Origin of the sequence: Haloferax chudinovii (assembly GCF_042663345.1) — an archaeon.
In the GTDB taxonomy this organism is placed as follows: Archaea; Halobacteriota; Halobacteria; order Halobacteriales; family Haloferacaceae; genus Haloferax; species Haloferax chudinovii.
In genome coordinates, this window is the sequence record NZ_JBHTAB010000002.1 from 107,091 (window position 1) to 129,514 (window position 22,424).

The 22,424-nt window shown below is 66.2% G+C and carries 19 protein-coding genes and 1 pseudogene; 6 read left to right on the forward strand and 14 right to left on the reverse strand.

Going from position 1 to position 22,424, the window contains the following annotated elements:
• Positions 1-30: 30 nt before the first annotated feature.
• From ACFQI8_RS04750 to ACFQI8_RS04815, 14 genes are all read right to left on the reverse strand, one after another.
• Positions 31-1,551 carry an NADH-quinone oxidoreductase subunit N gene (locus ACFQI8_RS04750; RefSeq protein WP_390243109.1) on the reverse strand — a complete coding sequence of 507 codons (1,521 nt, stop codon included), beginning with the start codon at positions 1,549-1,551 and terminating at the stop codon, positions 31-33.
• Positions 1,552-3,081 (reverse strand): complex I subunit 4 family protein, encoded by a 1,530-nt coding sequence (locus tag ACFQI8_RS04755; protein ID WP_390243111.1) that lies wholly within the window; start codon positions 3,079-3,081, stop codon positions 1,552-1,554.
• Positions 3,078-5,114 (reverse strand): NADH-quinone oxidoreductase subunit L, encoded by a 2,037-nt coding sequence (gene nuoL / locus ACFQI8_RS04760; protein WP_390243113.1) that lies wholly within the window; start codon positions 5,112-5,114, stop codon positions 3,078-3,080. Before nuoL ends, ACFQI8_RS04755 begins: the two co-directional genes overlap by 4 nt.
• A 4-nt stretch (positions 5,115-5,118) precedes the next feature.
• Positions 5,119-5,421, reverse strand: a complete 303-nt coding sequence (nuoK, locus tag ACFQI8_RS04765; RefSeq protein WP_004043958.1) for an NADH-quinone oxidoreductase subunit NuoK — start codon at positions 5,419-5,421, stop codon at positions 5,119-5,121.
• Positions 5,421-5,789, reverse strand: a complete 369-nt coding sequence (locus ACFQI8_RS04770) for a proton-conducting membrane transporter (RefSeq protein WP_390243115.1) — start codon at positions 5,787-5,789, stop codon at positions 5,421-5,423. Before ACFQI8_RS04770 ends, nuoK begins: the two co-directional genes overlap by 1 nt.
• Entirely contained in the window at positions 5,786-6,046 is a 261-nt protein-coding gene (locus ACFQI8_RS04775) for an NADH-quinone oxidoreductase subunit J (protein WP_390243117.1), read from the reverse strand. Before ACFQI8_RS04775 ends, ACFQI8_RS04770 begins: the two co-directional genes overlap by 4 nt.
• Positions 6,047-6,151: 105 nt before the next feature.
• Positions 6,152-6,613: a NuoI/complex I 23 kDa subunit family protein gene (locus ACFQI8_RS04780; protein WP_004971033.1), complete on the reverse strand. Its 462-nt coding sequence runs from the start codon at positions 6,611-6,613 to the stop codon at positions 6,152-6,154.
• Positions 6,610-7,659 carry a complex I subunit 1/NuoH family protein gene (locus ACFQI8_RS04785; protein ID WP_390243119.1) on the reverse strand — a complete coding sequence of 350 codons (1,050 nt, stop codon included), beginning with the start codon at positions 7,657-7,659 and terminating at the stop codon, positions 6,610-6,612. The genes ACFQI8_RS04780 and ACFQI8_RS04785 overlap by 4 nt, the downstream gene beginning before the upstream one ends.
• Positions 7,659-9,335: an NADH-quinone oxidoreductase subunit D gene (locus tag ACFQI8_RS04790; RefSeq protein WP_390243121.1), complete on the reverse strand. Its 1,677-nt coding sequence runs from the start codon at positions 9,333-9,335 to the stop codon at positions 7,659-7,661. The genes ACFQI8_RS04785 and ACFQI8_RS04790 overlap by 1 nt, the downstream gene beginning before the upstream one ends.
• A complete protein-coding gene (locus ACFQI8_RS04795) occupies positions 9,332-10,033 on the reverse strand; it encodes an NADH-quinone oxidoreductase subunit B (RefSeq protein ID WP_390243122.1) in 702 nt (233 codons plus the stop codon). The genes ACFQI8_RS04790 and ACFQI8_RS04795 overlap by 4 nt, the downstream gene beginning before the upstream one ends.
• Entirely contained in the window at positions 10,030-10,446 is a 417-nt protein-coding gene (locus tag ACFQI8_RS04800; RefSeq protein WP_390243124.1) for an NADH-quinone oxidoreductase subunit A, read from the reverse strand. The genes ACFQI8_RS04795 and ACFQI8_RS04800 overlap by 4 nt, the downstream gene beginning before the upstream one ends.
• A 198-nt stretch (positions 10,447-10,644) precedes the next feature.
• Entirely contained in the window at positions 10,645-11,256 is a 612-nt protein-coding gene (gene purE / locus ACFQI8_RS04805) for a 5-(carboxyamino)imidazole ribonucleotide mutase (RefSeq protein ID WP_390243126.1), read from the reverse strand.
• 30 nt (positions 11,257-11,286) lie between these two features.
• Positions 11,287-12,435 carry a 5-(carboxyamino)imidazole ribonucleotide synthase gene (locus ACFQI8_RS04810; RefSeq protein WP_390243128.1) on the reverse strand — a complete coding sequence of 383 codons (1,149 nt, stop codon included), beginning with the start codon at positions 12,433-12,435 and terminating at the stop codon, positions 11,287-11,289.
• A gap of 169 nt (positions 12,436-12,604) precedes the next feature.
• Positions 12,605-14,353, reverse strand: coding sequence for a flippase activity-associated protein Agl23 (locus tag ACFQI8_RS04815; RefSeq protein ID WP_390243130.1), 1,749 nt, complete (start codon positions 14,351-14,353; stop codon positions 12,605-12,607).
• 107 nt (positions 14,354-14,460) lie between these two features.
• Between ACFQI8_RS04815 and ribH the strand changes: the two genes are divergently transcribed.
• From ribH to ACFQI8_RS19460, 6 genes and pseudogenes are all read left to right on the forward strand, one after another.
• A complete protein-coding gene (gene ribH, locus ACFQI8_RS04820) occupies positions 14,461-14,865 on the forward strand; it encodes a 6,7-dimethyl-8-ribityllumazine synthase (protein WP_390243131.1) in 405 nt (134 codons plus the stop codon).
• Positions 14,862-16,067, forward strand: a complete 1,206-nt coding sequence (locus tag ACFQI8_RS04825; protein WP_390243132.1) for a pyridoxal phosphate-dependent aminotransferase — start codon at positions 14,862-14,864, stop codon at positions 16,065-16,067. Before ribH ends, ACFQI8_RS04825 begins: the two co-directional genes overlap by 4 nt.
• Positions 16,068-16,279: 212 nt before the next feature.
• Positions 16,280-16,801: a type IV pilin domain-containing protein gene (locus ACFQI8_RS04830; RefSeq protein ID WP_390243134.1), complete on the forward strand. Its 522-nt coding sequence runs from the start codon at positions 16,280-16,282 to the stop codon at positions 16,799-16,801.
• A gap of 228 nt (positions 16,802-17,029) precedes the next feature.
• Entirely contained in the window at positions 17,030-18,949 is a 1,920-nt protein-coding gene (locus ACFQI8_RS04835) for a DEAD/DEAH box helicase (RefSeq protein WP_390243135.1), read from the forward strand.
• Positions 18,950-19,074: 125 nt separating this feature from the next.
• A complete protein-coding gene (gene rbcL, locus ACFQI8_RS04840) occupies positions 19,075-20,319 on the forward strand; it encodes a type III ribulose-bisphosphate carboxylase (protein WP_390243136.1) in 1,245 nt (414 codons plus the stop codon).
• Positions 20,320-20,934: 615 nt separating this feature from the next.
• Positions 20,935-22,329: pseudogene (locus ACFQI8_RS19460) on the forward strand (HAMP domain-containing protein); the annotation flags it as partial.
• Positions 22,330-22,424: the final 95 nt, after the last annotated feature.

The window sequence follows — 22,424 nt, forward strand, 5'->3', positions numbered from 1 at the left end:
AAGGAATCGAACCGCGAATCGCCGAAACGCTCAGAAGAGCGCCGCGGCGACGGTCTGTGCCGTCTCGATGACGGGCTGAGAGCCGGGCAGGAGCAGGACCGTCCCGACCGCGGCGAAGACGATTGCCACGTACAGCCCGACCGGCTGACTGCCGATTTCGAGGTCTGCCGACGGCTCCTCGATCCACATCGCTTTCACGACGCGGCTGTAGTAGAACAGCGACAGCGCGCTGTTGACCGCGCCGACCGCGGCGAGCCACCAGAAGCCGGACTCGATGGCCGAGAAGAACAGCGCGTACTTCGAGAAGAAGCCACCGAACGGCGGCAGGCCCGCGAGCGAGAACATGAAGACGGTCATCGCCGCCGCGGCGATGGGTGCCTTCGACGCGATGCCGTTGTAGTCCTCGAACGTGCGGCCGAGGCCCCACTTTTCGACCATGGCGATGAACAGGAACGCGCCCGTGTTCATGAAGCCGTAGACGAACAGGTGCGCCATGCTCGCGCCGAGCACGTCGCCGTTCGCGGCACCGCCGTTGACGGTGATGGCCGCGAGACCGATGAGCGCGTAGCCGGCGTGTCCGATAGAGGAGTACGCCAGCATGCGCTTTACGTTCTGTTGGGTCGCCGCCGCGAAGTTACCGAGCGTCATCGTGACGACGGCGAGCAGTGCGAACAACAGCGACCAGTCGACGCTCCCGCCGCCGATCGACGAGACGGTTCCGAGGGGGAACGCGACCGTGAAGACGCGGAAGGCGACGGCGAAGCCGGCCGCCTTCGACGCCGACGAGAGGAACGCGCTCACGGGAGCGGGCGCGCCCTCGTAGGCCTCCGGCGCCCAGAAGTGGAACGGGACGGAGGCGGTCTTGAACGCGAAGCCGCCAGCGATCATCAGCACGCCGAGGCCGAGGACGCCGACGAGTTCGGTGCCCTCTGCGAGCGACGCGGCGATTTCCGGGAGCACCAGCGAGCCGGTGACGGCGAACACGAGGCTGATACCGAACGCGAACACCGCCGACGACAGCGCGCCGATGAGGAAGTACTTCAGACCCGCCTCGATGCTCCCGCGGTCCCCCTTGAGGAACGCGACGAGCGCGTACGAGGGCAGGGACGCCAGCTCGAGGCTGACGAAGACGGTCGCCAGCGAGTTCGACATCGCCATGAGCGTCATGCCGGTCGCGGCGAACAGCACGAGGGCGTAGAACTCGCCTTGGTACTGCTGGTCCGCGAGGTAGTCGTAGGAGGCGACCGAAACCATCGCGGCGACGCTGGTGAAGATGAGCGTGAAGAACAGGCTCATCCCGTCGACGACGAGCGCGTCGCCGTACAGCGTAATCGCGCCGCCGGTGGACTCCATGCCGGTTCCGCCGATGAGGAACCAGCCGGCGATGCCGCCCGCGGCGAGCGCGCCGAGCGTCGCCGTACCGGCCAAGAGGCCGTTGTTCGTGGAGTCCGGGTCGATGGTGTCGATGAGCAGCAGCGCAAGCCCCGTCAGCGCGAGCACGATGGCGGGAGCCGTCGCGACCCACTCAGGAGTCGATTGGAGCGGCGTCATCTAGAACGCACCTCCCAGTTCGAGAATCGGGGTAACCGCGTCTTGAATCATCGTGAAGAAGATGTCCGGAGAGACACCGAGCACGATGGTGAGAAGCAACAGCACCGCGAGCGGTGCGACGTCGTGGAACGGTGCCTCCGTGATGTCGTAGTCGCCGTCGAACCGGAAGGGTCCGAACAGCGTCCGCTGCATCGCGAACAGCAGGTAGCCGGCGACGATGACGATACCGAACATCGCGGCACCGGTGAAAAGCGGCATGGCCTCCATCACCGTGGACTCGAACGCGCCCTTGAAGATGAAGAACTCGGCCGCGAAGCCGGCCATGAGCGGTAGACCCATGTAGCCGAACGCGCCGGCGACGAAGATGCCCGCCGTGACGGGCATCCGGTCGGCGATGCCGGACATGTCCGACACCATGCGCGTGTGGGTCGTGTTGTAGATGACGCCGACGGCCATGAACATCAGACCGGAGATGAGGCCGTGGGCGACCATCTGGAAGGTCGCACCGCCGACGCCGTAGGTGGTGTAGGCGATGAGACCGAGGATGACGTACCCCATCGACGAGACGGAGGAGTACGCGACGATGCGCTTGAGGTCCTGCTGTGCCAGCGCGAGAAGCGCGCCGTAGATGACGCTCGCGACGGCGAGCAGGGCGATGGGGAGCGCGAAGGCGCGCGCCGTCTCCGGCAGCATCGTGAAGTTGAACCGGAGCAGGGCGTAGGTACCCATCTTCAGGAGGACCCCAGCCAGCATGACCGACACCGGCGTGGGGGCCTCGACGTGTGCGTCCGGAAGCCACGTGTGAAGCGGGGCGACCGGGACCTTGACCGCGAACCCGAAGAACATCGCGACGAACGCGACCGACGCGAGTGCGCCGGCCGACAGTCCCGCGAAGCTCCCGAGTTGACCGGCCTGCAACGCCTGTGCGATTTCTGGCAGGCGGAGCGACGTGATGGAGTCGCCGAGGCCGAACACGAGCGAGATGAACCCGATGAACATCACGAGCGACGCGATGTTCGTGTAGACGAAGAACTTGATCGCCGCGTACTTGCGGCGGGGACCGCCCCAGACGCCGATGAGGAAGTACATCGGGAGCAGGACGGCCTCCCAGAAGATGAACCAGACGAAGAAGTCGAGCGCCGTGAAGACGCCGAGCAGGTTCGCCTCCATCAGGAGCATCAGCCCGAAGAACTGGGACTGACGTTCCGAGATGGGCGTCCACGCGCTGACGATAGCCAGCGTGGTGAGGATGGTCGTGAGGACGACCAACGGCATGCTGATGCCGTCGACGCCGACCATCCAGTGGATGTCGTACTGGCCGAGCTGCAGCCAGACGACGTCTGTCTCGAACGCGATGTTCCCGCCGAGAAGGGCGTTCCCGCTCGCGTCGTACTGTTGCCACATGTAGAGGCTCCCGACGACGGGAGCCAGACTCAGCGCGAAGGCCGCCTTGCCGGCGTACCGGTCCGGCAGGACGAAGGTGACCAGCGCGGCGAGGAACGTGACTGCGATGAGCGCTTCGATTATCATGCGAACCAACCTCCGAGCAGACCCAGACCGAGAAGGAGCGCGGTCAGACCGAGCGTGAGGAGCGCCGCGTAGTTGCTCACCACACCGGTCTGGACGCGCTTGACGCGGTTCCCAGCGAACAGACTCACGCTGGAGATGCCGTTGACGACGCCGTCGACGATGCCCTGGTCGAACTTATCGAGGGCACGCGAGATGGGCTGAACGACGCCGGTCGCGATCCAGACCTGGTACTCGTCTTGGTAGTAGTTGTTGTACAGGACGGTCTTGATGCTCCCGAGCTTGTCCGTGTGTTCGACGGGCTCGGGGACGTTGTACAGGCGGTAGGCGAGCCCAGCGCCCGCGAGGGCGAGGGCGAGCGAGACCAGTCCGGGGGCGATAGAGCCGATGCCGGCCGGGTGGAGCCCCGCACCGACGCCGCTTTCGAGCACTTCGAGGTAGTGGTGCGCGGTCAGCGACGAAATGCCGCCGTCGAGCCAGTCGTGGAGGAACGTGAGGTGAATCCCCGTGAGGTCCTCCACCGGGGCCATGTTGACGAGGCCGGTGACGGCCGCGAGCACGCCGAGGACGGCCAGCGGGAACTTGACGTTCCAGCCGAAGCCGTGCGGGTCGCGCGCGGTCTCGCTACGCGGTTCGCCGTGGAACGTGAGAAACACCATCCGGAAGGTGTAGAACCCGGTGAAGAACACGGCGATGAGCCCCATCGCGTACGCGAGGAGGAAGACGGTTCCGAGGCCGCCCTCGGTTCCGAGGCCGTGGTTGAGCGCCTCGTAGAGAATCTCGTCTTTCGACCAGAAGCCGGCGAACGGAACGATGCCGGCGAGGGCGAGCGAGCCCGAGAGGAACGCGTAGTACGTCACGGGCATCTTCTCTTTGAGGCCGCCCATGTCCCACATGTTCTCGTTGTGGTGCATCGCGATGATGACCGCACCGGCACCGAGGAACAGAAGCGCCTTGAAGAAGGCGTGGGTGAGCAGGTGGAACGTCGAGGCGACGTAGCCGCCGACGCCGAGCCCGAGCATCATGTAACCGTACTGGCTGATGGTCGAGTACGCGAGCACCTGCTTGATCTCTTTCTTGACGACGCCCATCGTCGCGGCGAAGAGGGCCGTGAAGCCGCCCACGAGCGCGATGATACCGAGTGTCGTCGGGGTCAGCGCGTAGAAGCCGTACATCCGGGCGACGAGGTAGACACCGGCGGCAACCATGGTCGCCGCGTGAATGAGCGCGGAGACGGGGGTCGGGCCTTCCATCGCGTCCGGAAGCCACGTGTGCAGGGGGAACTGCGCGGACTTGCCGACGACGCCCCCGAGAACGAGGAGGCCGAGGACAGTGAACCACGCCTGTTCGCCCATGCCGAAGAACGTGTTGACCGCGTGCTCGCCGTGGAGCGCCTCCTCGGCGAGGACCGGGAACGCCTCGGGACCGGCGAACGCCGCCGAACCGAACGTCGCGAACACCGCGACGACGCCGATGAGGAAGAAGTAGTCACCGAAGCGGGTGACGAGGAACGCCTTCTTCGCGGCGCTCGGCGGGCCCTCCTGGCGGAACCAGAAGCCGATGAGCAGGTAGGAACACAGCCCCACCAGCTCGAAGAACATGAACGCCATGAGGAGGTTGCTGGACACGACGAACGCCAGCATCGACGCGGTGAACAGGCCGAGTCCGGCGTAGTAGCGCGGGAGGCCCGTTTCGCCCTCGTCGTTCATGTAGCCGAGGCTGAAGACGTGGACGAGGACGGCGACGAGCGTCACGATGACGAGCATCATCGACGAAAGCGGGTCGATGAGCAGGCCGAAGTCGAGCGAGACCGCGTCGCCGGCACCGGTCGCCCACGTGTAGATGTGTTGGTTGTAGGTCTGTCCGCCGCTGACGGCGAAGAACGTCGCGATGGACAGGACGAACGAGCCCGCCGTCGCGCCGATGCCCGCCAGCGCGCCTCCCTTCGGCATGTACCGTCCCGCCCCGAGCGCGATCAGGAACGAGAGGAACGGGAGGAGGACGATGGCCGGAGCGAAGTCTAAGATACCTGCCATAATATTACCACCTCATCGTGGTCGCGTTGGTCACGTCCACGCCGTCGAAGTTGCGGTACAGTACGAGGATGATGCCGATACCGACCGCCACCTCGGCGGCGGCGAGCGCCATCGTGAACAGCCCGAACGTCTGGCCCGTCACGTTGCCCCAGTAGTAGGAGAACGCGACGAGGTTGATGTTCGCGGCGTTCAGCATCAGTTCGACCGACATCAGGAACAACAGCGCGTTCCGACGGGTCAAGAGGCCGAAGATGCCGATGCAGAACACGGCGGCCGACAGAACGAGGTAATACTGCGCGGGGACCATCAGTTGTCACCCTCCTCGTCGTCGAACAGCGTCTGCTTGAGTTCCCGACCGCCGTCGGTCAGGATGGTCCGCATCTGCCCCGTGGTGTCCTCGCGGCGAGCGAGGAGCACCGCGCCGGCGAGCGCGGCGACGAGCACGAGGTCGATGATTTCGAACGCGACCAGCATGCTCTCGCCGTCGACGCTTCCGAACCCGAGGTTGAACATCGAATAGCCGATGCTCGCGGTGATGTTTGCTCCCTCTGCGAACCCCTGTGGGTCCGGGAACGACGCACCGAGGAACACGACCGCCATCACGACGAACAGCGCGACGGCAGCGAGTCCGGGCACGAGGTGCGAACCGAGTTTCAGCTGTGGCTTCGTGGTCATGTACTACTCACCTCCGGATTGATACGCGTCAGCATCACGGCGAACGTGATGAGAATCAGAACCCCGCCGACGTAGACGAGGACCTGCATGGCGGCGAGGAACTCCGCCTGCAACATCACGTAATGCACCGCGACGCTCAAGAGCGCGCCCCCGAGCAGGAGTGCGGAATGCCAGATGTCCTGCACGAGGACGACGCCCAGGCTGCAGCCCACGGTGATGAGGGCGAACAGCGCGAACGCGATGGTTTCATAAACCATTGTGTGTGTCTCCTTGAGATATCCCTTTGAACATTTCGAGAACGTCCTCAGCGTCCGGTAGCGGACGCGGGCTGACGGGACTCGAACGATTCACTCGCCGTCATGTTACTGGTAGTCGACCTCTCCTTCGCCCTCGCCGACCCACGCGTTGCGGTCGGGGTTGCGGGAGTTGAGCGGGTCGATATCCTTGTACCACGGGACGTTCTTGAGCTGTTCTTTGTTGTAGACGAAGTCGTTTTTCGTGTCCGCCGTGAACTCGAAGTTCTGCGTGAGCAGGATGGCGTCGACGGGACAGACCTCCTCGCACAGCCGGCAGTAGATACACTGGCCGATGTGGAGGTTGTACTGCTCGCCGTTGCGCTTGTCGTCCTGAACGATCTGAATCGTGTCGTTCGGACAGACGTTCTCACACTGGCGACACCAGATACACCGCTCTTGGCTGAACTTGTGGACGCCGCGGAAACGCGGGCTCACTTCGGGCGCGGTCTCGGGGTACTCGACCGTGAACGTCTGCCCGTCGAGCGCGTGCTTCAGCGTCACTGCCATGCCTTTCAGGATTCCGATCATGTAATCACCCCCACGATGATGGCCGTGAGAACCAGGTTGGCGAAGGAGAGCACGAGCATCCCCTTCCAACCGATTTCGAGGAACTGATCGACGCGAAGGCGCGGAACCGCGGAGCGCGCCCACTGGGTGAACAGGAAGAACGCCCAGATTTTGATGGTGAACCAGACGAACCCGGGCAGGACCGGACCCGCCGGACCGCCGAGGAACAGGGTCGCCGCGATAGCGCCGCCGAGGAAGATGTGAATGAACTCACCGAGGTAGATGAGCACGAAGTAAACCGAGGAGTACTCGGTCTGGTACCCGGCGACGATTTCGGTCGGCGCTTCGGGGATGTCGAACGGGTTGCGGCCGACCTCCGCGAGGTTCGCGATGACGAACAGCGCGAACGCGAAGGGGTTGACGAACGCGAACCACGTCGGAATCGTCACGCCCGCGACCGAAAGCAGTGGTTCGGCCTGCACAGCGACGATTTCGCTCATGCGGAGCGTTCCGGCGAAGATAACGACCGAGGCCGCCGTGATGACGAGCGGAATCTCGTAGGCGATGTTCGCCGCGACGGCGCGGAGCGCGCCGATAAGCGAGAACTTGTTGTTCGATGCGTAGCCGGTCATGACGATGCCCAGCGAGGCGATAGACGCCGCGGCGAAGGCGAACGCGAGGCCGGTCTCGGGGTCGGCGAGCTGGATGCCGTTCCCCATCGGGATGACGGCGAACCCGAGCAGTGCGGAAAAGGGGATGACCATCGGCGCGAGGTCCCACGCGGGACGGTCGACGCCCTCGGGAACGATGAGTTCCTTCGACAGCAGTCGGACCGCGTCCGTGACGATGGTCAGGAGACCGAACGGACCGATTCGGTTGACCGCGATGCGGTCACCGAAAGCGGCCGTAATCTTCCGCTTGGCCCACGGTCCGGCGAACGCCGTCATGATGAGCATGATGTTGGCGACGAGGAACGCGCCAACGAGTCCGCCGACGACGTCACCGAGGACGCCTTCGAGACCGAGGAGGCCGCTGACCGTGTCCGGAAGAACTGCCTGCAAACTCATTACCGGTCCACCTCTCCGAGGACGATGTCGAGACTGCCGAGCGAGGCAATCATGTCCGGGATGTACTCACCCTCGGACATCTCGGGGAGCGTCTGTAGGTTCGAGAAACACGGGCTTCGAATCTTGAACCGGGCCGGCTTGTCGGTGCCGTCGGCGCGGATGTAGATGCCGAGTTCGCCCTTCGCGCCTTCGACGGCGCGGTAGATTTCCGTGTCCTCGTCCGGCTTGAGGGTGCGCGGAACGTTGGCCTGGATGTTCCGCTCGTCTTCGGGCCAGTCTTCGAGCAGGTCGACACACTGCTGGATGATTTTGGCCGACTCCTCGACCTCGCGCATACGCACGAGCAGGCGCGAGAAGTTGTCACAGCCGTCTTCGACGACGACGTCCCAGTCGAGTTCGTCGTAGTAGCCGTAGGAGTCGTCGCGGCGGAGGTCGTAGTCGATGCCGGAGCCGCGGGCGACCGGCCCGGTCGCGCCGTAGCTCTTTGCGACTTCCGGCGGCAGGACGCCCGTTCCGACCGTGCGGGCCTGCAGAATCTCGTTCGAGGTGATCATGTCGTGGTACTCCTCGAGCGCCTGCGGAAGCCCGTCGAGGAAGTCACGAACCTTCTCGAAGAACTCCTCTCGGGGTTCCGGGAGGTCCCAGACGACCCCGCCGAGCCGGAAGTAGTTGAACATCATGCGCTGACCGGTGAGGTCTTCGAGGATGTTCTGGACGATTTCGCGGTCCCGCATGGCGTACATGAAGATGGCCGTGAAGTCGCCGTACACGTCCAGTGCGAACGTGCCGAGCGCGATCATGTGCGACGCGATGCGGCACAGTTCCGCGCCCATCGTCCGGATAATCTGGGCGTACTCGGGGACGTCGATGTCCGCGAGGTCCTCCGCGGTGCGGGCGTACGCCCACTCGTTCAGGAGACCGGCCGAGATGTAGTCCCAGCGGTCGGGGTACGGCATGATCTGGTGCCGGTAGGTCCCCTGCTGGCACATCTGCTCCTCGCAGCGGTGGAGGTAGCCGATGTCGGCGTTGAGGTCGACGACCTGCTCACCGTCGACGACGGTCTCGACGTGTAGCACGCCGTGGGTCGCCGGGTGGTGGGGACCGATGTTGATGTACATCGTGTTGTTGTCCCCCGCGGCGCGGTGGTCCTCCTCCAGCGGGTTGGCGTGTTCGCGGAGCGTCGCTATCTGCGGGCGGTCCTGATCGTAGTCCAGCCCGAGCGGGTGGCCTTGCCACGTCTCGGGCAGGAGGATGCGACGCAGGTCCGGGTGGTCTTCGTACTGGATGCCGACGAGGTCGTACGCCTCCCGCTCGTGCCAGTCGGCCGTCCGGAACACCGGCTCGGCGGACTGACTGACCGGGTTGTCCTTCGACGTGGGCACGACGACCGAGACCTCGTCGGTCCGGTCGTCGAACTTCGTCAGGTGGTAGATGGACTCGTAGCGGTCCTCGTACTCCTGTGCGGTCACACACGAGAGGTGGTCGAAACCGGCCTCGTCGCGGAGCTTGAACAGCGCGTCTTGGACCTCGTCGGGTCGGATGACGAGGCCGGGCGCGTTCAGGTGCTCTTCGCGGCCGACGACGAGGTCGCCGAGCAGGTCGGCGAGCTCATCGCCGCGGCTGACGCCCGATTCGAGTTCCGCGGGCTCGTCGGACTGTTGTTCTTCGAGACTCATGGCGAATCAGCCCAGTTGTACCGCATGACGAGGTCGTCTTCGTCGATCTGCGCGGCGAGTTTGTCGACGATTTCGTCGGATTCGAGGTCGCCGAACTGCTCGAGTTCGTACGGTTTGACCGTCACCGGGCTCGACTCGCCGTTCGCGATGCGCTCTTGGAGCTTCGCGATACCGTAGATGAGCGCCTCCGGGCGCGGCGGACAGCCGGGGATGTGGATGTCCACCGGGATGACCTCTTCTGCGCCCTTGATGACGTTGTAACCCTCCTGGAACGGGCCGCCGGAAATCGTACACGACCCCATGCCGACGACGAACTTCGGTTCGGGCATCTGGTCGTAGACGCGCTTCATGCGCGGGGCGAACTTCGAAACAATCGTCCCCGGCACGATAATCACGTCGGCCTGTCGCGGCGACGCGCGCGGCACACCCGCCGCGAACCGGTCCAAGTCGTGCTTGATCGCGTAGGTGTGCATCATCTCGATGCTGCAGCAGGCGATACCGAACTGCAGCATGAACATCGAGGAGCCGCGGACCCAGTTCATGAAGTTGTCGAACTTCGTGAGGATGAACGGTGACGAGCCGAACGCCTCCCGAAGCTTCGAGTTGAACCGGTCGTCAGCCCCCGCCATGCGGGCGTCGCGGGTCTCGGTCTGTACCTGTGTATCGTCCGTGACGAATGGCTTCTGTTCGCTACTCATGCATCTTGCCTCTCTGTCTTACGACGACTGGCCTGCGGGCTTTTGACCCACTTGACCGCGCCGTTGCGCCACGCCCAGACGAGGCCGACGACGAGGACACCGATGAAAGCGAGCATCGGCGTCAGAATCGTCGCCAGCGACGCGCCCTGTTCGAGGGCCGAGCGGTAAATGACCGTCCAGGGGAAGATTAGGACGGTCTCGATGTCGAACACGAGGAACAGCAGCGCGACCATGTAGTACTGAATGTTAAACTGGACGCGCGCCGTGCCTGTCGGCACCTCACCACTCTCGTACGTGGCACTCTTTCCTTGTTCCGGTACGCTTGGGCGAAGCAGCGCCGACACCGCCATCATCGCGAGCGGTATGCCGACACCGACCAACCCCATCGCACCGATTGCAATCCAATCACTCATGCCGTGTCTCCCTGACGTGCGGCGGTTAGAAGCGCTCCCCTATAAACATTGATTTGTGTGTTTCGGGCGCGAGAGCGCTTCTATTTGGAAAATACGCGAGAGACGCCCGGAACCCCGTGCGGGCGGGGTTTCGACGCCGGTCGCGACCCCCGCTGACGAAAAACGACCGGGTGACGACCGACGGCGAGACGCGCCCCGCTACCGCGACTCGCGGAAGCCGGCGACGCCGAGGTCGTGGAGCGCGGCCGAGGTCTCGGCCACGTCGGAAACGAGCGCTTCGTGGTACTCGACGAGTCGGTCTTCGAGTTCGGGGTGGCCGCGGGAGAGCGCCTGTACCGCCGACAGCGCCGCGTTGAACGACTTGCCGGCGTCGACCGCAACGATGGGAGCGCCCGTCGGCATCCCGATGACCGAGTCGACCGACTTCTCTTGGACGGGGACGCCGACGACCGGAATCGGGTACGCGATGGAGGCGGTCATGTTCGGCAGGTCCGCGGACTTGCCGCCCGCGCCGGCGATGATGACCTCGACGCCGCGGTCGCGCGCGGTGTCGCCGTAGGCGTACATCAGGTCCGGCGTCCGGTGTGCGGAGACGACGTACGTCTCGTAGGAAAAGCGCTCCTCGGGCGGCGCGTCGAAGTCGGTTTGCTCGCCGAACCCGAGGGTGTCCAGCGCCTCGTGCGCGCCGGACATCACGTCGAGGTCGGAGTCAGACCCCATGATGATACCCACGTCGGGCGTCGTCTCGGGGTCGCGGTCGGCGTCGGCCTGTGCGTGCAGTTCGTCGATGAGGTCCCGTTCTGTCGTCATAGGTCCGGTAGTGTCGTGGTCGGTCGTCGGTCAGTCGAAGTGCAGTCCGTCGCGAAGCTCGCGTGCGCGTGAGAGAAGCGACCCGAGGGCGGCGTCGTCGCCGCCGACGGCGGTGAGGTGGCCCATCTTGCGGAGCGGCCGAACCTCGTCTTTGCCGTACCAGTGCAGTGAGACGCCGGATTCCGAGAGGGCGTCGTCGAGGCCGCCGAGTCGCGCGGGTCGAGGCTCGTCGACCGTGCCGAGGACGTTCGCCATCACGGTGGGCGACCGGCGGGTCGTCGCGCCGAGGGGCCACCCGAGGACGGCGCGAACGTGCTGTTCGAACTGCGAGGAGAGCGCGCCCTCGATGGTCCAGTGGCCGGAGTTGTGCGGGCGCGGGGCGACCTCGTTGACGAGCACGTCGCCCGCGGCGGTCTCGAACAGTTCGATGCCGAAGACGCCGCGGCCGGGCAGGTGCGAGAGCACCTCGCGGGCGACGCGGTCGGCCTCCTCGCGCACCTCGTCGGTCGTCCGCGCCGGGACGACGGTCTCGCGGAGAATCTCCTCCTCGTGGACGTTCTCGCCCACGGGGAACGTCCGAATCTCGTCTGCGCCGCGGACGCCGATGACCGACAGTTCGCGCTCGAAGTCGACGAACGCCTCGGCCATCGCCGGGCCGCCGACCTCCTCGATTGCGGCCTCGGCGTCCTCGGGGTCGGTGACTGGGACGTTCCCGCGGCCGTCGTAGCCGCCGGTCCGGGCTTTCAGCATGACCGAGCCGAACTCGGCGAGCGCGTCGCGGAGGTCGGCCGCGTCGTCGACGCGGTGGAACGGCGGAATCGGGATGCCCGCCTCGCCGAAGGTGTCCTTCTGGACCAGTTTGTCCTCGATGGTCCGGAGCGCGTCGGGCGAGGGGTGGACCGCGATTTCCTCCTCGGCGGCCAGCTCGTCGAGCAGGTCGGGGTCGGCGAGTTCGATTTCGAACGTCAGCGCGTCGGCCCGCGCGGCGAGTTCCGCCATCGCCTCGGGGTCGTCGAAATCGCCGACGATTTGGTCGGCGACGGCCGACGCCGGGCAGTCGGGTGTCGGGTCGAGCACGACGATATCGACGCCGAGCGGTGCGGCGGCCTCGCCGAGCATGCGCCCGAGCTGGCCCCCACCGACGACGCCGAGCGTGGGTCCGGGTACGGTGACGGTCACAGTCGCGGATTCAGTACGTCGGTGCATAAACGTTGCCACATTCGGCGTCTAGATGTGCACAAGTGTGGATATTGAGAGGCAGAGCCAACGCCGAACGCGCCGGGCGCTCGCGGCGCTCACCCCCGTCGAACGCGAGGAAAATCGGAGCGGTCGAACGTCCCGACCGGCGTCAGCCCCGCGTCTCGTTCGCGGCGTCGAGGGCGTCCTCGTCGATGAACACGACCACGTCCTCGCTCCAGAGCTTGAAGGCGTGTTGGCGCGCGACGTAGCCGTCGAGTTCGGGTTCGAGTTCGGCGCGGTCCCACTCGTAGGCGACGACGACCGGCGGCGCGTCAGCGGTCGCCTCGGAGACGTTCGCGTCCGGCGCGCTACTGGTGCGCTCGACGTCCGCGCCCTCGAAGTACCACGGGAGCGGGAGGCGACTGTGCCACGACGGCCCGCCGAGGGGGTCCGACTCGTTTGCGACGTAGAAGTGGGTCTCGTCGCCGTCCGGCGGACGTGTGCCGTACAGGAGCACGTCGGTTCCGTCGTTGGCGGCCGACACGCGCGCCACGTCGTCGAGGGTGGCCCTGAGGTCGTTTTCGGGTTGAGCCCACTGGAGCACCTCGCTGTCGTCGTCGGTCGAGGCGTTCCAGTAGTCGACGTTCGCGGCCGCGACGCCGCCGACCGAGGCGACGAGGACGAGCGCCGCGAGGCCGACGCCGACCGCGTCTCTGCTATCGAGCGCCCGCACGCCGGAGCGGAAGACGAACGCCGCGCCGACCGCGGCGGGGACCGCGAGCGGGACGACCGCGTGGACGACGACCCACGGCGCCTGGATGTCGGTCGCCAGCGGGTAGCCGAAGATGCTCACGACGCCCCAGTAGGTCGCGAAGGCGACGAGCCACCGGATTCGACCGGCGACGACGCCGTAGCGGTCCACGACGACGCCGACGAGCGCGAAGACGATGAGCACCGGCGCGCCGTAGGCGAACGTTTCGAGGAAGTCCTTCAGATACGGGAGGTACTCGTGAGACTGGTGGCTCCCGCCGAGCCAACTGCCGACCATCTCGGAGGCCGCGCCGACGGTCCCGGCTTCGAGCACCGGGAGCATCGGGGCGGAGCCGCCGAGCGCGTTCCAGACGTCGGGCCGCGGCGCGTAGAAGAAGACGAAGACGACGAGGAACGCGAGCAGGCCGCCGAGGACGCCCGCGACGTATCGAACCGCGCCGTAGCCGAGACTGCCGGCTCCGCGGGCGCGGAGGCGCTCTCGAGCGCTCGCCGGCAGTTCCGAAAAGAGGATGTCGCGGGCGGACTCGCCGGCCGAGGTGCGGGCGAGCAGTCGGTGGTCGAAGACGAGGAACGCCGCCCCGAGGAAGCAGGCGAGGTAGACGACGTAGTTCTCTTTCGTCGCCGACCCGGTCGCGAAGGAGACGCCCGCGGGGATGAGGTAGGCGAGGCGACCGGTGTCGTACGCGCGGACGACGAACCCGAGGGCGACGACCGAGAAGGCGGCCACGAGCACGTCGTTGCGCATGAACCGCGAGTAGTAGACCAAAAGCGGGTTCGCCGCGAGGAAGAGCGCGAGCGCGACCATCTCGTCGCGGCGGAGGTGCTCGCGGAACAGCCAGACCGAAAGCGGAAGCAGGCCGCCGACGACGGCGACCGGGAGCCGAGCCGTGAAGTCAGCCACCGGCAGGACCGCAAAGAGGTGGTCGTTGACGACGGGGAGAAACGGGCCGTGGATGATGGGGCGGTAGGAGAACTCGCCGGTCTCGTGATAGCGCAGAATCCAGTAGCCGACGCGGCCTTCGTCCCAGTGGAAGATGCGACCACCGAGGTCGACGAGGCGGACGAGGAGGGCGAGGACCGCCACGCCGAGAATCGCCAGGAGGGCACGGGACCGAGCGACCGCCTCGGCCCCACTGTCAGTACTCATGCCCACCCATCGCGACGCCGACAATACAACTTTTGTGCTTGGTCGTCGCCGGGGCCAAATTCGGTCGGTGTCGGTAGTTCTTTTATCCGAGACGGGAAGGGTCGGCCATGGTCTCTCTCGGACTCGTCGTGGCCCGATTCAACTCGTCGGTCACGGAGCAGATGGAGGAAGCGGCCCGCGACGCGGCCGCCGAGCGCGACGCGGCGGTCGTCGAAACGATTCAGGTCCCCGGCGCGTACGACTCGCCGCTGGCGGCCGACCGACTCGCCCGCCGCGACGACGTCGACGCCGTCGCGGTCGTCGGCGCAATCGTCACCGGCGACACCGACCACGACCGCGTCATCGCCGACGCGACCGCGAAGTCGCTGACGGAGGTTTCGTTGGACCGCGACACGCCGGTCTGCTTCGGCGTCTCCGGCCCCGGCATGAGCGGCGCTGAGGCGCGCGAACGCGTCAGCAAAGGTGCGGAAGCGGTTTACGCCGCGACCGATATGGTGGAGGCGTTGGCATGAACTTCGATTTCAGCGACCGAGTCGGCCGCGTCGAACCGAGCGCGACGCTCGCCATCTCGAACCTCGCGAGCGAACTGGAAGCGCAGGGCGAAGACGTGGTCGACCTCTCGGTCGGCGCGCCGGACTTCCCGACCCCGGACAACATCACGCAGGCGGCGAAGGACGCGCTCGACGCGGGACACACGAGCTACACCTCGTCGAACGGGATTCCGGAACTCAAGGACGCAATCGCGGCGAAGCTCCGCGGGAACGGCGTCGACGCCGAGGCCGACGAGATCATCGTCACGCCCGGCGGCAAGCAGGCGCTGTTCGAGACGTTCCAGACGCTCGTCGACGACGGCGACGAGGTCGTTCTCCTCGACCCGGCGTGGGTCTCCTACGAGGCGATGGTCAAGCTCGCCGGGGGCACCCTCAGCCGCGTCGACCTCGCACAGCACGACTTCAAGCTCGAACCCGCGCTCGACGAACTCGGCGAGACCGTCTCCGACGAGACGAAGCTCCTCGTCGTCAACTCCCCGTCGAACCCGACCGGCGGCGTGTTCTCCGACGCGGCGCTCGAAGGCGTCCGCGACCTCGCAGTCGAACACGACTTCGCCGTCATCTCCGACGAAATCTACGAGCGCATCGTCTACGACGGCTTCGAGCACACCTCGCTCGGCTCCCTCGACGGGATGGAAGACCGCACCATCACCATCAACGGCTTCTCGAAGGCGTTCTCGATGACGGGCTGGCGGCTCGGCTACCTCCACGCCCCGTCGGACCTCATCGCGCAGGCCGGCAAGCTCCACTCCCATTCGGTCTCCTGCGCCGTGAACTTCGTCCAGCACGCCGGCGTCGAGGCGCTCTCGGAGCGCACCGACGACGCCGTCGAGGAGATGCGACAGGCGTTCGAGGACCGCCGCGACATGCTCGTGGACCTCTTGGCCGAACACGACGTTGACGTGGCCGTCCCGAAGGGCGCGTTCTACATGATGCTCCCCGTCGACGACAGTGCGGTGCAAGGCACCGCAGAAAACGCGAGCGACGAGCAGTCGCGAGCAGACGACCAGGCGTGGTGCGAGGGCGCGATTCAGGACGCGAAGGTCGCGACCGTCCCCGGGAGCGCCTTCAACGCGCCGGGCTACGCCCGCATCTCCTACGCCGCGAGCGAAGAGCGCCTCCGCGAGGCCGTCGAGCGCCTCGCCGAGCACGACTACATCTGAACCGCCCGCGGCGACCCGGTTTTTGCGGCGACGTCTCGAACAGCGTCCGAATCGTGACTCGTGACTGAACAGTGTGCTAGCGGCGAACGTGATTTTTGTTGTCGTATCTTTGATTAGATTTATGTTCGTGACTGCCCATGTAGTACCCATACATACCGTGTTCCGGGTGGGTTTTCCGCGGATTAACCGCGTATGTATACTACAAACAACTCATGAAACTAAACCAACTATTCGCAGACGATGACGCGGTGTCGCCGGTCATCGGCGTCATCCTCATGGTCGCGATTACCGTTATCCTCGCGGCCGTCATCGGGACGTTCGTGCTGGGACTGGGTGAACAGACGGCGACCGCTCCGCAGGCGAGTTTCAGTTTCGACTACGAGAACAACTCAGCGGATGCGGCCAGCGGAGATGGTGTGCAGGGTGACGTACTCAGGATAACTCACGAGAGCGGGTCGCAAATTGCGGCCGAGCGGCTCTCTGTGTCGGTTACTGGTGCACAAGACGGTGCAGGAGGCAGTGAAAATCTTGCAACCGACGAACCAGACATCCCAGACCCGATGAATGCGGGGAAGACAATCGAACTCAACGACACCTCATTTGGTCTGGGCATCAGTAATGATGCCCCTGCTGAAGACGTCAACCTCGCGAGTTCGACCGTTCGCGTCGTCTGGACCGACGAATCGGGTTCGAGTTCCGCGACCCTCCAGCGGTGGTCCGGTCCCGCGGCGTAACTAGCTCCAGACCGACTCCGCGATAATCGGCCACCACGCGGCCGGAGACGACCTCGTTTTTTACCACCACACCGCTCCGAGAGTCCCTACTGTCGCACCGTGTCCACCGGCAGTCACTGGCCGCCTGTCACGCCGGTTTCTCGCCGCCCGAACGCCGACCCGACCGGTGGCCGATGAACCTCCATCGGCGAAGATACTTATGTGAGTCCGCCGCCACCACTGTCACAGATGCGCGTGCGCGACCTCCCGCTGTCGGCGGCCCTCGTCTCCCACTACGAGTCGAACGGTATCGAGGAGTTGTATCCGCCGCAGGCCGCCGCCGTCGACGCCGGCGTCGCGGCGGGCGGCCGCGTCGTCGCCGCCATTCCGACCGCCAGCGGCAAGACGTTCATCGCCGAACTCGCCATGCTCACCGCCGACGGGCCGGCGCTGTACATCGTCCCGCTTCGCGCGCTCGCCCGCGAGAAGTACGAGACGTTCGACCAACTCCCCGGCGTGAGCGTCGGTATCTCCACCGGCGACTTCGACGCGGCCGAGGATGAACTCGGCGACCACGACATCGTCGTCGCCACGAGCGAGAAAGTCGACTCCGCGATTCGAAACGGCGCGCCGTGGGTCGACCGCCTCGCCTGCGTCGTCGTCGACGAGGTTCACCTCCTCGGCGCGCCGGGCCGCGGGCCGACGCTCGAAGTGACGCTTTCGACGCTCCAGCGGCGCGTCCCCGACCTCCAGCTCGTCGCCCTCTCGGCGACCGTGGACAACCCCGAGGCCATCGCCGACTGGCTCGACGCGGAACTCGTCGAGAGCACGTGGCGGCCCGTTTCGCTCCGAACCGGCGTCTACGCCGACGAGAGCGTCGAGTTCGACGACTGCACCGACCTCGACGTGGTCGTCCCCCCGACCGGCCCGAACGACGACGAGGCCACCGAGGCGACCGTTGCGCTGGTCGAAGACGCGGTCGAGACCGGCGGGCAGTGCCTCGCGTTCGTCCGGTCGCGCCGCGAGGCCGAGGCGCTGGCCGACCGCCTCGCCGACGAAGACCTCTCGCCCGCGCCCGCCCTCGGAGACGAACTCGACGAACTCGGGGGCACCGCGACCGGCCGTCAGCTCTCGGAGTGCGCCCGAACCGGCGTCGGTTTCCACCACGCCGGGTTGCGGAGCGCCCACCGGGTCGCCGTCGAGAACGCGTTTCGTGACCGCCGGCTGGCGGTCATCTGCGCGACGCCGACGCTCGCCGCCGGGGTGAACGTCCCCGCCCGCCGAGTCGTCATCCGCGACCAGAAGCGCTACACCGGCGACGCGATGGAATGGATTCCCGTCCTCGACGTGCACCAGATGTGCGGCCGCGCCGGTCGCCCGCACCTCGACCCGTTCGGCGAGGCGGTCCTCGTCGGCGACGCGGACGCGAAAGCCGAGCTGTTCGACCGCTACGTCACCGCCGACGCGGAGGCCGTGGACTCGCAGTTCGCCGACCCCGAGGCGCTCCGGACGCACGTCCTCTCGGTCGTCGCCTCCGGGTTCGCCGACAGTCTCGACGGCGTCGCCGACGTGTTTTCGGCGACCTACTACGCCCACCAGCACCCGGACGTCGACCTCGCGGAACTCGTCGCCGACGTGGTCTCGGAGCTCGAAGCGATGGAACTCCTCGACGCGTCGGCGGGGTCGCTATCGGCGACGACGCTGGGCGCGCAGACCTCCAGACAGTACGTCTCGCCGACGACCGGGGCGCGCATCGTCTCGGGCATCCGAACCATCGAGACGATGGCCGACGAGCGCGTCACCGCCCGGACCGCCCTCGAAGTCGTCTGCGACACGCCCGACATGCACGACACCTACCTCGGCAACCGCGAGCGGGCGCAGATGTACCAGTACGCCCGGAGCCACGCCGCGGAGTTCACCACCGCGATGCACGACGCCGACCCCTTCGAGGAGTGGCTGACGGCGGTCAAGACCGCCCGCATCCTCCACGAGTGGACCGAGGGGTCGGACATCGAGGAACTCGTCGGGCGCTACCGAATCGGGCCGGGCGACGTGGAGTCTCGCGTCGAGCGCGCCGAATGGTTGCTGGGCGCGGCGGACGCCCTCTGTGCCGCCCTCGACGCGGACGTACCCGAGTTCCGCGAGGTTCGGGCGCTGGTGTCGCCCTGACGCGGGGACCGAACCCTCATACCGTACCGAGTCCCCGCGACGCGTCGAACCGTGTGGCTTCGCGTCGCGGGGCCAAAGTCGCTTCGGGATGCCGTTTTAAGCTTCGCGGGAGCGTAGCCGAGGCTATGGGTATCACGTACGAAGACTTCCTCGACCTCGACTACGAGCCGACAGACGATGACCTCGTCTGCACCTTCCGCATCGACCCCGCGACGGGGATGTCGACGGAGGCGGCGGCGAGTCGCGTGGCCTCTGAGTCCTCCAACGGGACGTGGGCGGCCCTCCAGACCGGCGCTGACTTCACCGACATGGGCGCGACGGCGTTCGACATCGACGGCGACCTGGTTCGGGTCGCCTACCCCGCCGGGCTGTTCGAACCCGGCAACATGCCGCAGGTGCTGTCGTGCATCGCCGGCAACATCATGGGGATGAAGGCGGTCGACACGATTCGGCTCCTCGACTGCGAGTGGCCCGAGGAAATCGTCTCGACGTACCCCGGCCCGCTGTACGGGTCGTCCGTCCGCGAGGAGATATTCGGCGTCACCGACCGCCCCATCACGGCGACGGTCCCCAAGCCGAAAGTCGGCCTCTCGACGGCGGCGCACGCGCAGGTCGGCTACGACGCGTGGGTCGGCGGCGTCGACCTCCTGAAGGACGACGAGAACCTGACCGACCAGGCGTTCAACCCCTTTTCGGACCGCCTGACGGAGTCGCTGTCGCTCCGCGACGACGCCGAGGACGAGACCGGCGAGACGAAGTCCTACCTCATCAACGTCACCGCCGACACCCGGACGATGCTCGACCGGGTGGACGAAGTGGCCGCGCAGGGCGGCGAGTACGTCATGGTCGACATCATCACCGCGGGTTGGGCGGGCCTCCAGACCGTCCGCGAGCGCACCGAGAAACACGGCCTCGCCATCCACGCCCACCGCGCGATGCACGCCGCCTTCGACCGCCTGCCGGCCCACGGCGTCTCGATGCGGGTGCTCGCGCAGGTGAGTCGCCTCTGCGGCGTCGACCAGCTCCACACCGGCACCGCCGGGCTCGGCAAGCTCGCCAACGAGGACACCGTCGGCATCAACGACTGGCTCGCGGGCGACCTCTACGGGACGGCCGACGTGTTGCCGGTCGCCTCGGGTGGCCTCCATCCCGGCCTGCTCCCCGACCTGCTCGACGCCACGGGGACGAACGTCTGCGTCCAACTCGGCGGCGGCATCCACGGCCACCCCGACGGCACCCGCGCGGGAGCGGTCGCGCTCCGGTCGGCCATCGACGCCTACGTCGAGGGGAGGTCCATCACCGAGGCCGCCGAGGAGACGCCCGAGCTCGCGGTCGCCCTCGATAAGTGGGGAACCGAGACGCCGCGGTAGGCCCCGGAAGGTCAGTTCGGGGCCACCCGCCGTCGTACTCATTGTTAGTTCGTGACAATGGTTCGAAATGTGTTGGGTGATTACTGCAATATCGAGTGAGAAATTGGCCCGCTACTCTGTGGTTTCGAAGCGGTTTGACGTTCGAATATCGGAGATAATAATTGGCGAGTGAGTTTTATACGGTTGTTTTCGCAGAGCTACAGTCAGAGTAATTCGGCTACGACCGGCTGTTCGGGACGCATTGGGGGACGCCGGGGATTCGCCGATATCACCCACATCATGAAGATACGAACGAAACTTATCGCGCTCTGTCTCGCCATCTCGCTGATTCCCGTGTCAGTCGTCGGCGTCGCGGGCGTCGGAGGAATGGATAGTATTGGAACTTATGCTCAAGGACAGAGCGAGGCGACGCTCGAATCACAGATTACCGGCGACCTGAACCACACCGTCGCCGCCCGGCAAGAGGAGATACAGAACCTCCTCGATGCCCGCCGAATCGACGCCCTCGCGCTGGCGGACTCGGCACCCGTGCAGAACTACGAGGCCGCCCGGGACGGGGAGATGGAACTCGTCCAAGAACAGAGCCGAGCGCAGTTGGGCTACATGGCGCTCCAGATGCGCGCCACCGTCGAGACCACGAAGCAGTCCGTCCTCGCGAACCAGTACGGCGGACAGGACTGGGACGAACTCACACCGACGGAGCAACAGCAGGTGAAAGACCGCGTCGAGGCTCGAATCGCCGGAACCGCCGGAGACGGCGTCCAACAGAGCGGGACGCTTTCGGACGCGTTCTACCCCGGCTACGTCGGCTCGACCGGCTACGCGTTCATCCTGAACAGCGACCTCGACTTCGTCGTCCACCACGGCCTCGAAGACGGGGTCAACGCCGTCGACGACACCGAGATAGCGGCGTTCAATCAGGTGCCCGTCGAAATCGAGTCGAACGCCGCCGTCCGCAACGGCGAGGACTGGGGCATCGTCGAGTACGAGTGGGAAGACACCACCCAGGCGGGCAACCCCGTCGAAGAGAAGTTCGTCGCGTACGCCTACCACGAGGACTTCGACTGGGTGCTCGCGCCGAGCGTCTACTACTACGAGTTGCAGACGGCCGCCGTCGGCGACGCCCGCGACCAGATTAACGACTCGTTCCGGAGCTACCTCGACACCCGCGCCGTGACCATCGACGGCGAGGAGCACCCCGCCTACGACGAGATTCTGTTCACCGACGAGAACGGACAGGGCATCGTCCGAGCGACCCGGACCGACGACGGCATCGCCACCGAGTCGGTGGCCGACACCTCGTTCGCGGACGAGGCGTGGTTCGAGGGCGCGGCCGGGCTTCAGGACGGCGAAATCCAGGTCAGCGAGGTCACGACCGTCGGCGGCGACGCCGCCGTCTACGTCACCGCGCCGGTGTACCGCGGGGGAGAGCTCGCGGGCACCATCACGCTCCAGTTCAACTTCGACCTCCTCAACACGCTCATCGACGACATCCAGGTCGGTGAGAGCGGCCACCTGACCATCGTGAGCGAACGCGGTGGCCTCTTGACCGACTCGCGAGAGTCGCTCGGCTCCGTCGAGTCCGAAATCGCGGGGAACGTGACCGCGATTGTCGGCCAGAGCGGGCTGACCACCCACGAGACGACCGGCGACGGCGGCGACGAGGCTCGCTACTTCGTCGGCTACGCGCCGCTCCACTTCGGGAACGGACAGTACGAACTCGTCGCTACCGTCCCCGAGTCCGACGTGACGGCCCCGGTCGAACAGCTCGGGCAGGCGATGAACGACCGGGCGGACACCGCTCGGAACATCATGCTCCTGTTACTCGTCGGCATCATCGCGGTCGTCGTCGGCGTCGGCTACGTGGCCGCGCGGTATTTCTCGGAGCCGATAGAGGCGCTTCGTGACCGCGCGCAGTCGCTCGCCCGCGGGCGGTTCGACGACGACGCGGACATCGACGCCAACGACGACGAGCTCGGCGAACTCGTCGAGGCGTTCGACGACATGCAGGAGAACCTCCAACGGCAGGTCTCGGCGCTTCGAACCGCCGGGACAGAACTCGGCGACGGCAACCTCGACCAGAGCCTTCGGACCGACCTCCCCGG

What these genes read in the sequence shown, in the direction of transcription:
- ACFQI8_RS04750 (WP_390243109.1), bottom strand. Translation starts at nt 1,551, where the DNA reads ATGACGCCGCTCCAATCGACTCCTGAGTGGGTCGCGACGGCTCCCGCC.
- ACFQI8_RS04755 (WP_390243111.1), bottom strand. Translation starts at nt 3,081, where the DNA reads ATGATAATCGAAGCGCTCATCGCAGTCACGTTCCTCGCCGCGCTGGTC.
- nuoL (WP_390243113.1), bottom strand. Translation starts at nt 5,114, where the DNA reads ATGGCAGGTATCTTAGACTTCGCTCCGGCCATCGTCCTCCTCCCGTTC.
- nuoK (WP_004043958.1), bottom strand. Translation starts at nt 5,421, where the DNA reads ATGGTCCCCGCGCAGTATTACCTCGTTCTGTCGGCCGCCGTGTTCTGC.
- ACFQI8_RS04770 (WP_390243115.1), bottom strand. Translation starts at nt 5,789, where the DNA reads ATGACCACGAAGCCACAGCTGAAACTCGGTTCGCACCTCGTGCCCGGA.
- ACFQI8_RS04775 (WP_390243117.1), bottom strand. Translation starts at nt 6,046, where the DNA reads ATGGTTTATGAAACCATCGCGTTCGCGCTGTTCGCCCTCATCACCGTG.
- ACFQI8_RS04780 (WP_004971033.1), bottom strand. Translation starts at nt 6,613, where the DNA reads ATGATCGGAATCCTGAAAGGCATGGCAGTGACGCTGAAGCACGCGCTC.
- ACFQI8_RS04785 (WP_390243119.1), bottom strand. Translation starts at nt 7,659, where the DNA reads ATGAGTTTGCAGGCAGTTCTTCCGGACACGGTCAGCGGCCTCCTCGGT.
- ACFQI8_RS04790 (WP_390243121.1), bottom strand. Translation starts at nt 9,335, where the DNA reads ATGAGTCTCGAAGAACAACAGTCCGACGAGCCCGCGGAACTCGAATCG.
- ACFQI8_RS04795 (WP_390243122.1), bottom strand. Translation starts at nt 10,033, where the DNA reads ATGAGTAGCGAACAGAAGCCATTCGTCACGGACGATACACAGGTACAG.
- ACFQI8_RS04800 (WP_390243124.1), bottom strand. Translation starts at nt 10,446, where the DNA reads ATGAGTGATTGGATTGCAATCGGTGCGATGGGGTTGGTCGGTGTCGGC.
- purE (WP_390243126.1), bottom strand. Translation starts at nt 11,256, where the DNA reads ATGACGACAGAACGGGACCTCATCGACGAACTGCACGCACAGGCCGAC.
- ACFQI8_RS04815 (WP_390243130.1), bottom strand. Translation starts at nt 14,353, where the DNA reads ATGAGTACTGACAGTGGGGCCGAGGCGGTCGCTCGGTCCCGTGCCCTC.
- ribH (WP_390243131.1), top strand. Translation starts at nt 14,461, where the DNA reads ATGGTCTCTCTCGGACTCGTCGTGGCCCGATTCAACTCGTCGGTCACG.
- ACFQI8_RS04825 (WP_390243132.1), top strand. Translation starts at nt 14,862, where the DNA reads ATGAACTTCGATTTCAGCGACCGAGTCGGCCGCGTCGAACCGAGCGCG.
- ACFQI8_RS04830 (WP_390243134.1), top strand. Translation starts at nt 16,280, where the DNA reads ATGAAACTAAACCAACTATTCGCAGACGATGACGCGGTGTCGCCGGTC.
- ACFQI8_RS04835 (WP_390243135.1), top strand. Translation starts at nt 17,030, where the DNA reads ATGCGCGTGCGCGACCTCCCGCTGTCGGCGGCCCTCGTCTCCCACTAC.
- rbcL (WP_390243136.1), top strand. Translation starts at nt 19,075, where the DNA reads ATGGGTATCACGTACGAAGACTTCCTCGACCTCGACTACGAGCCGACA.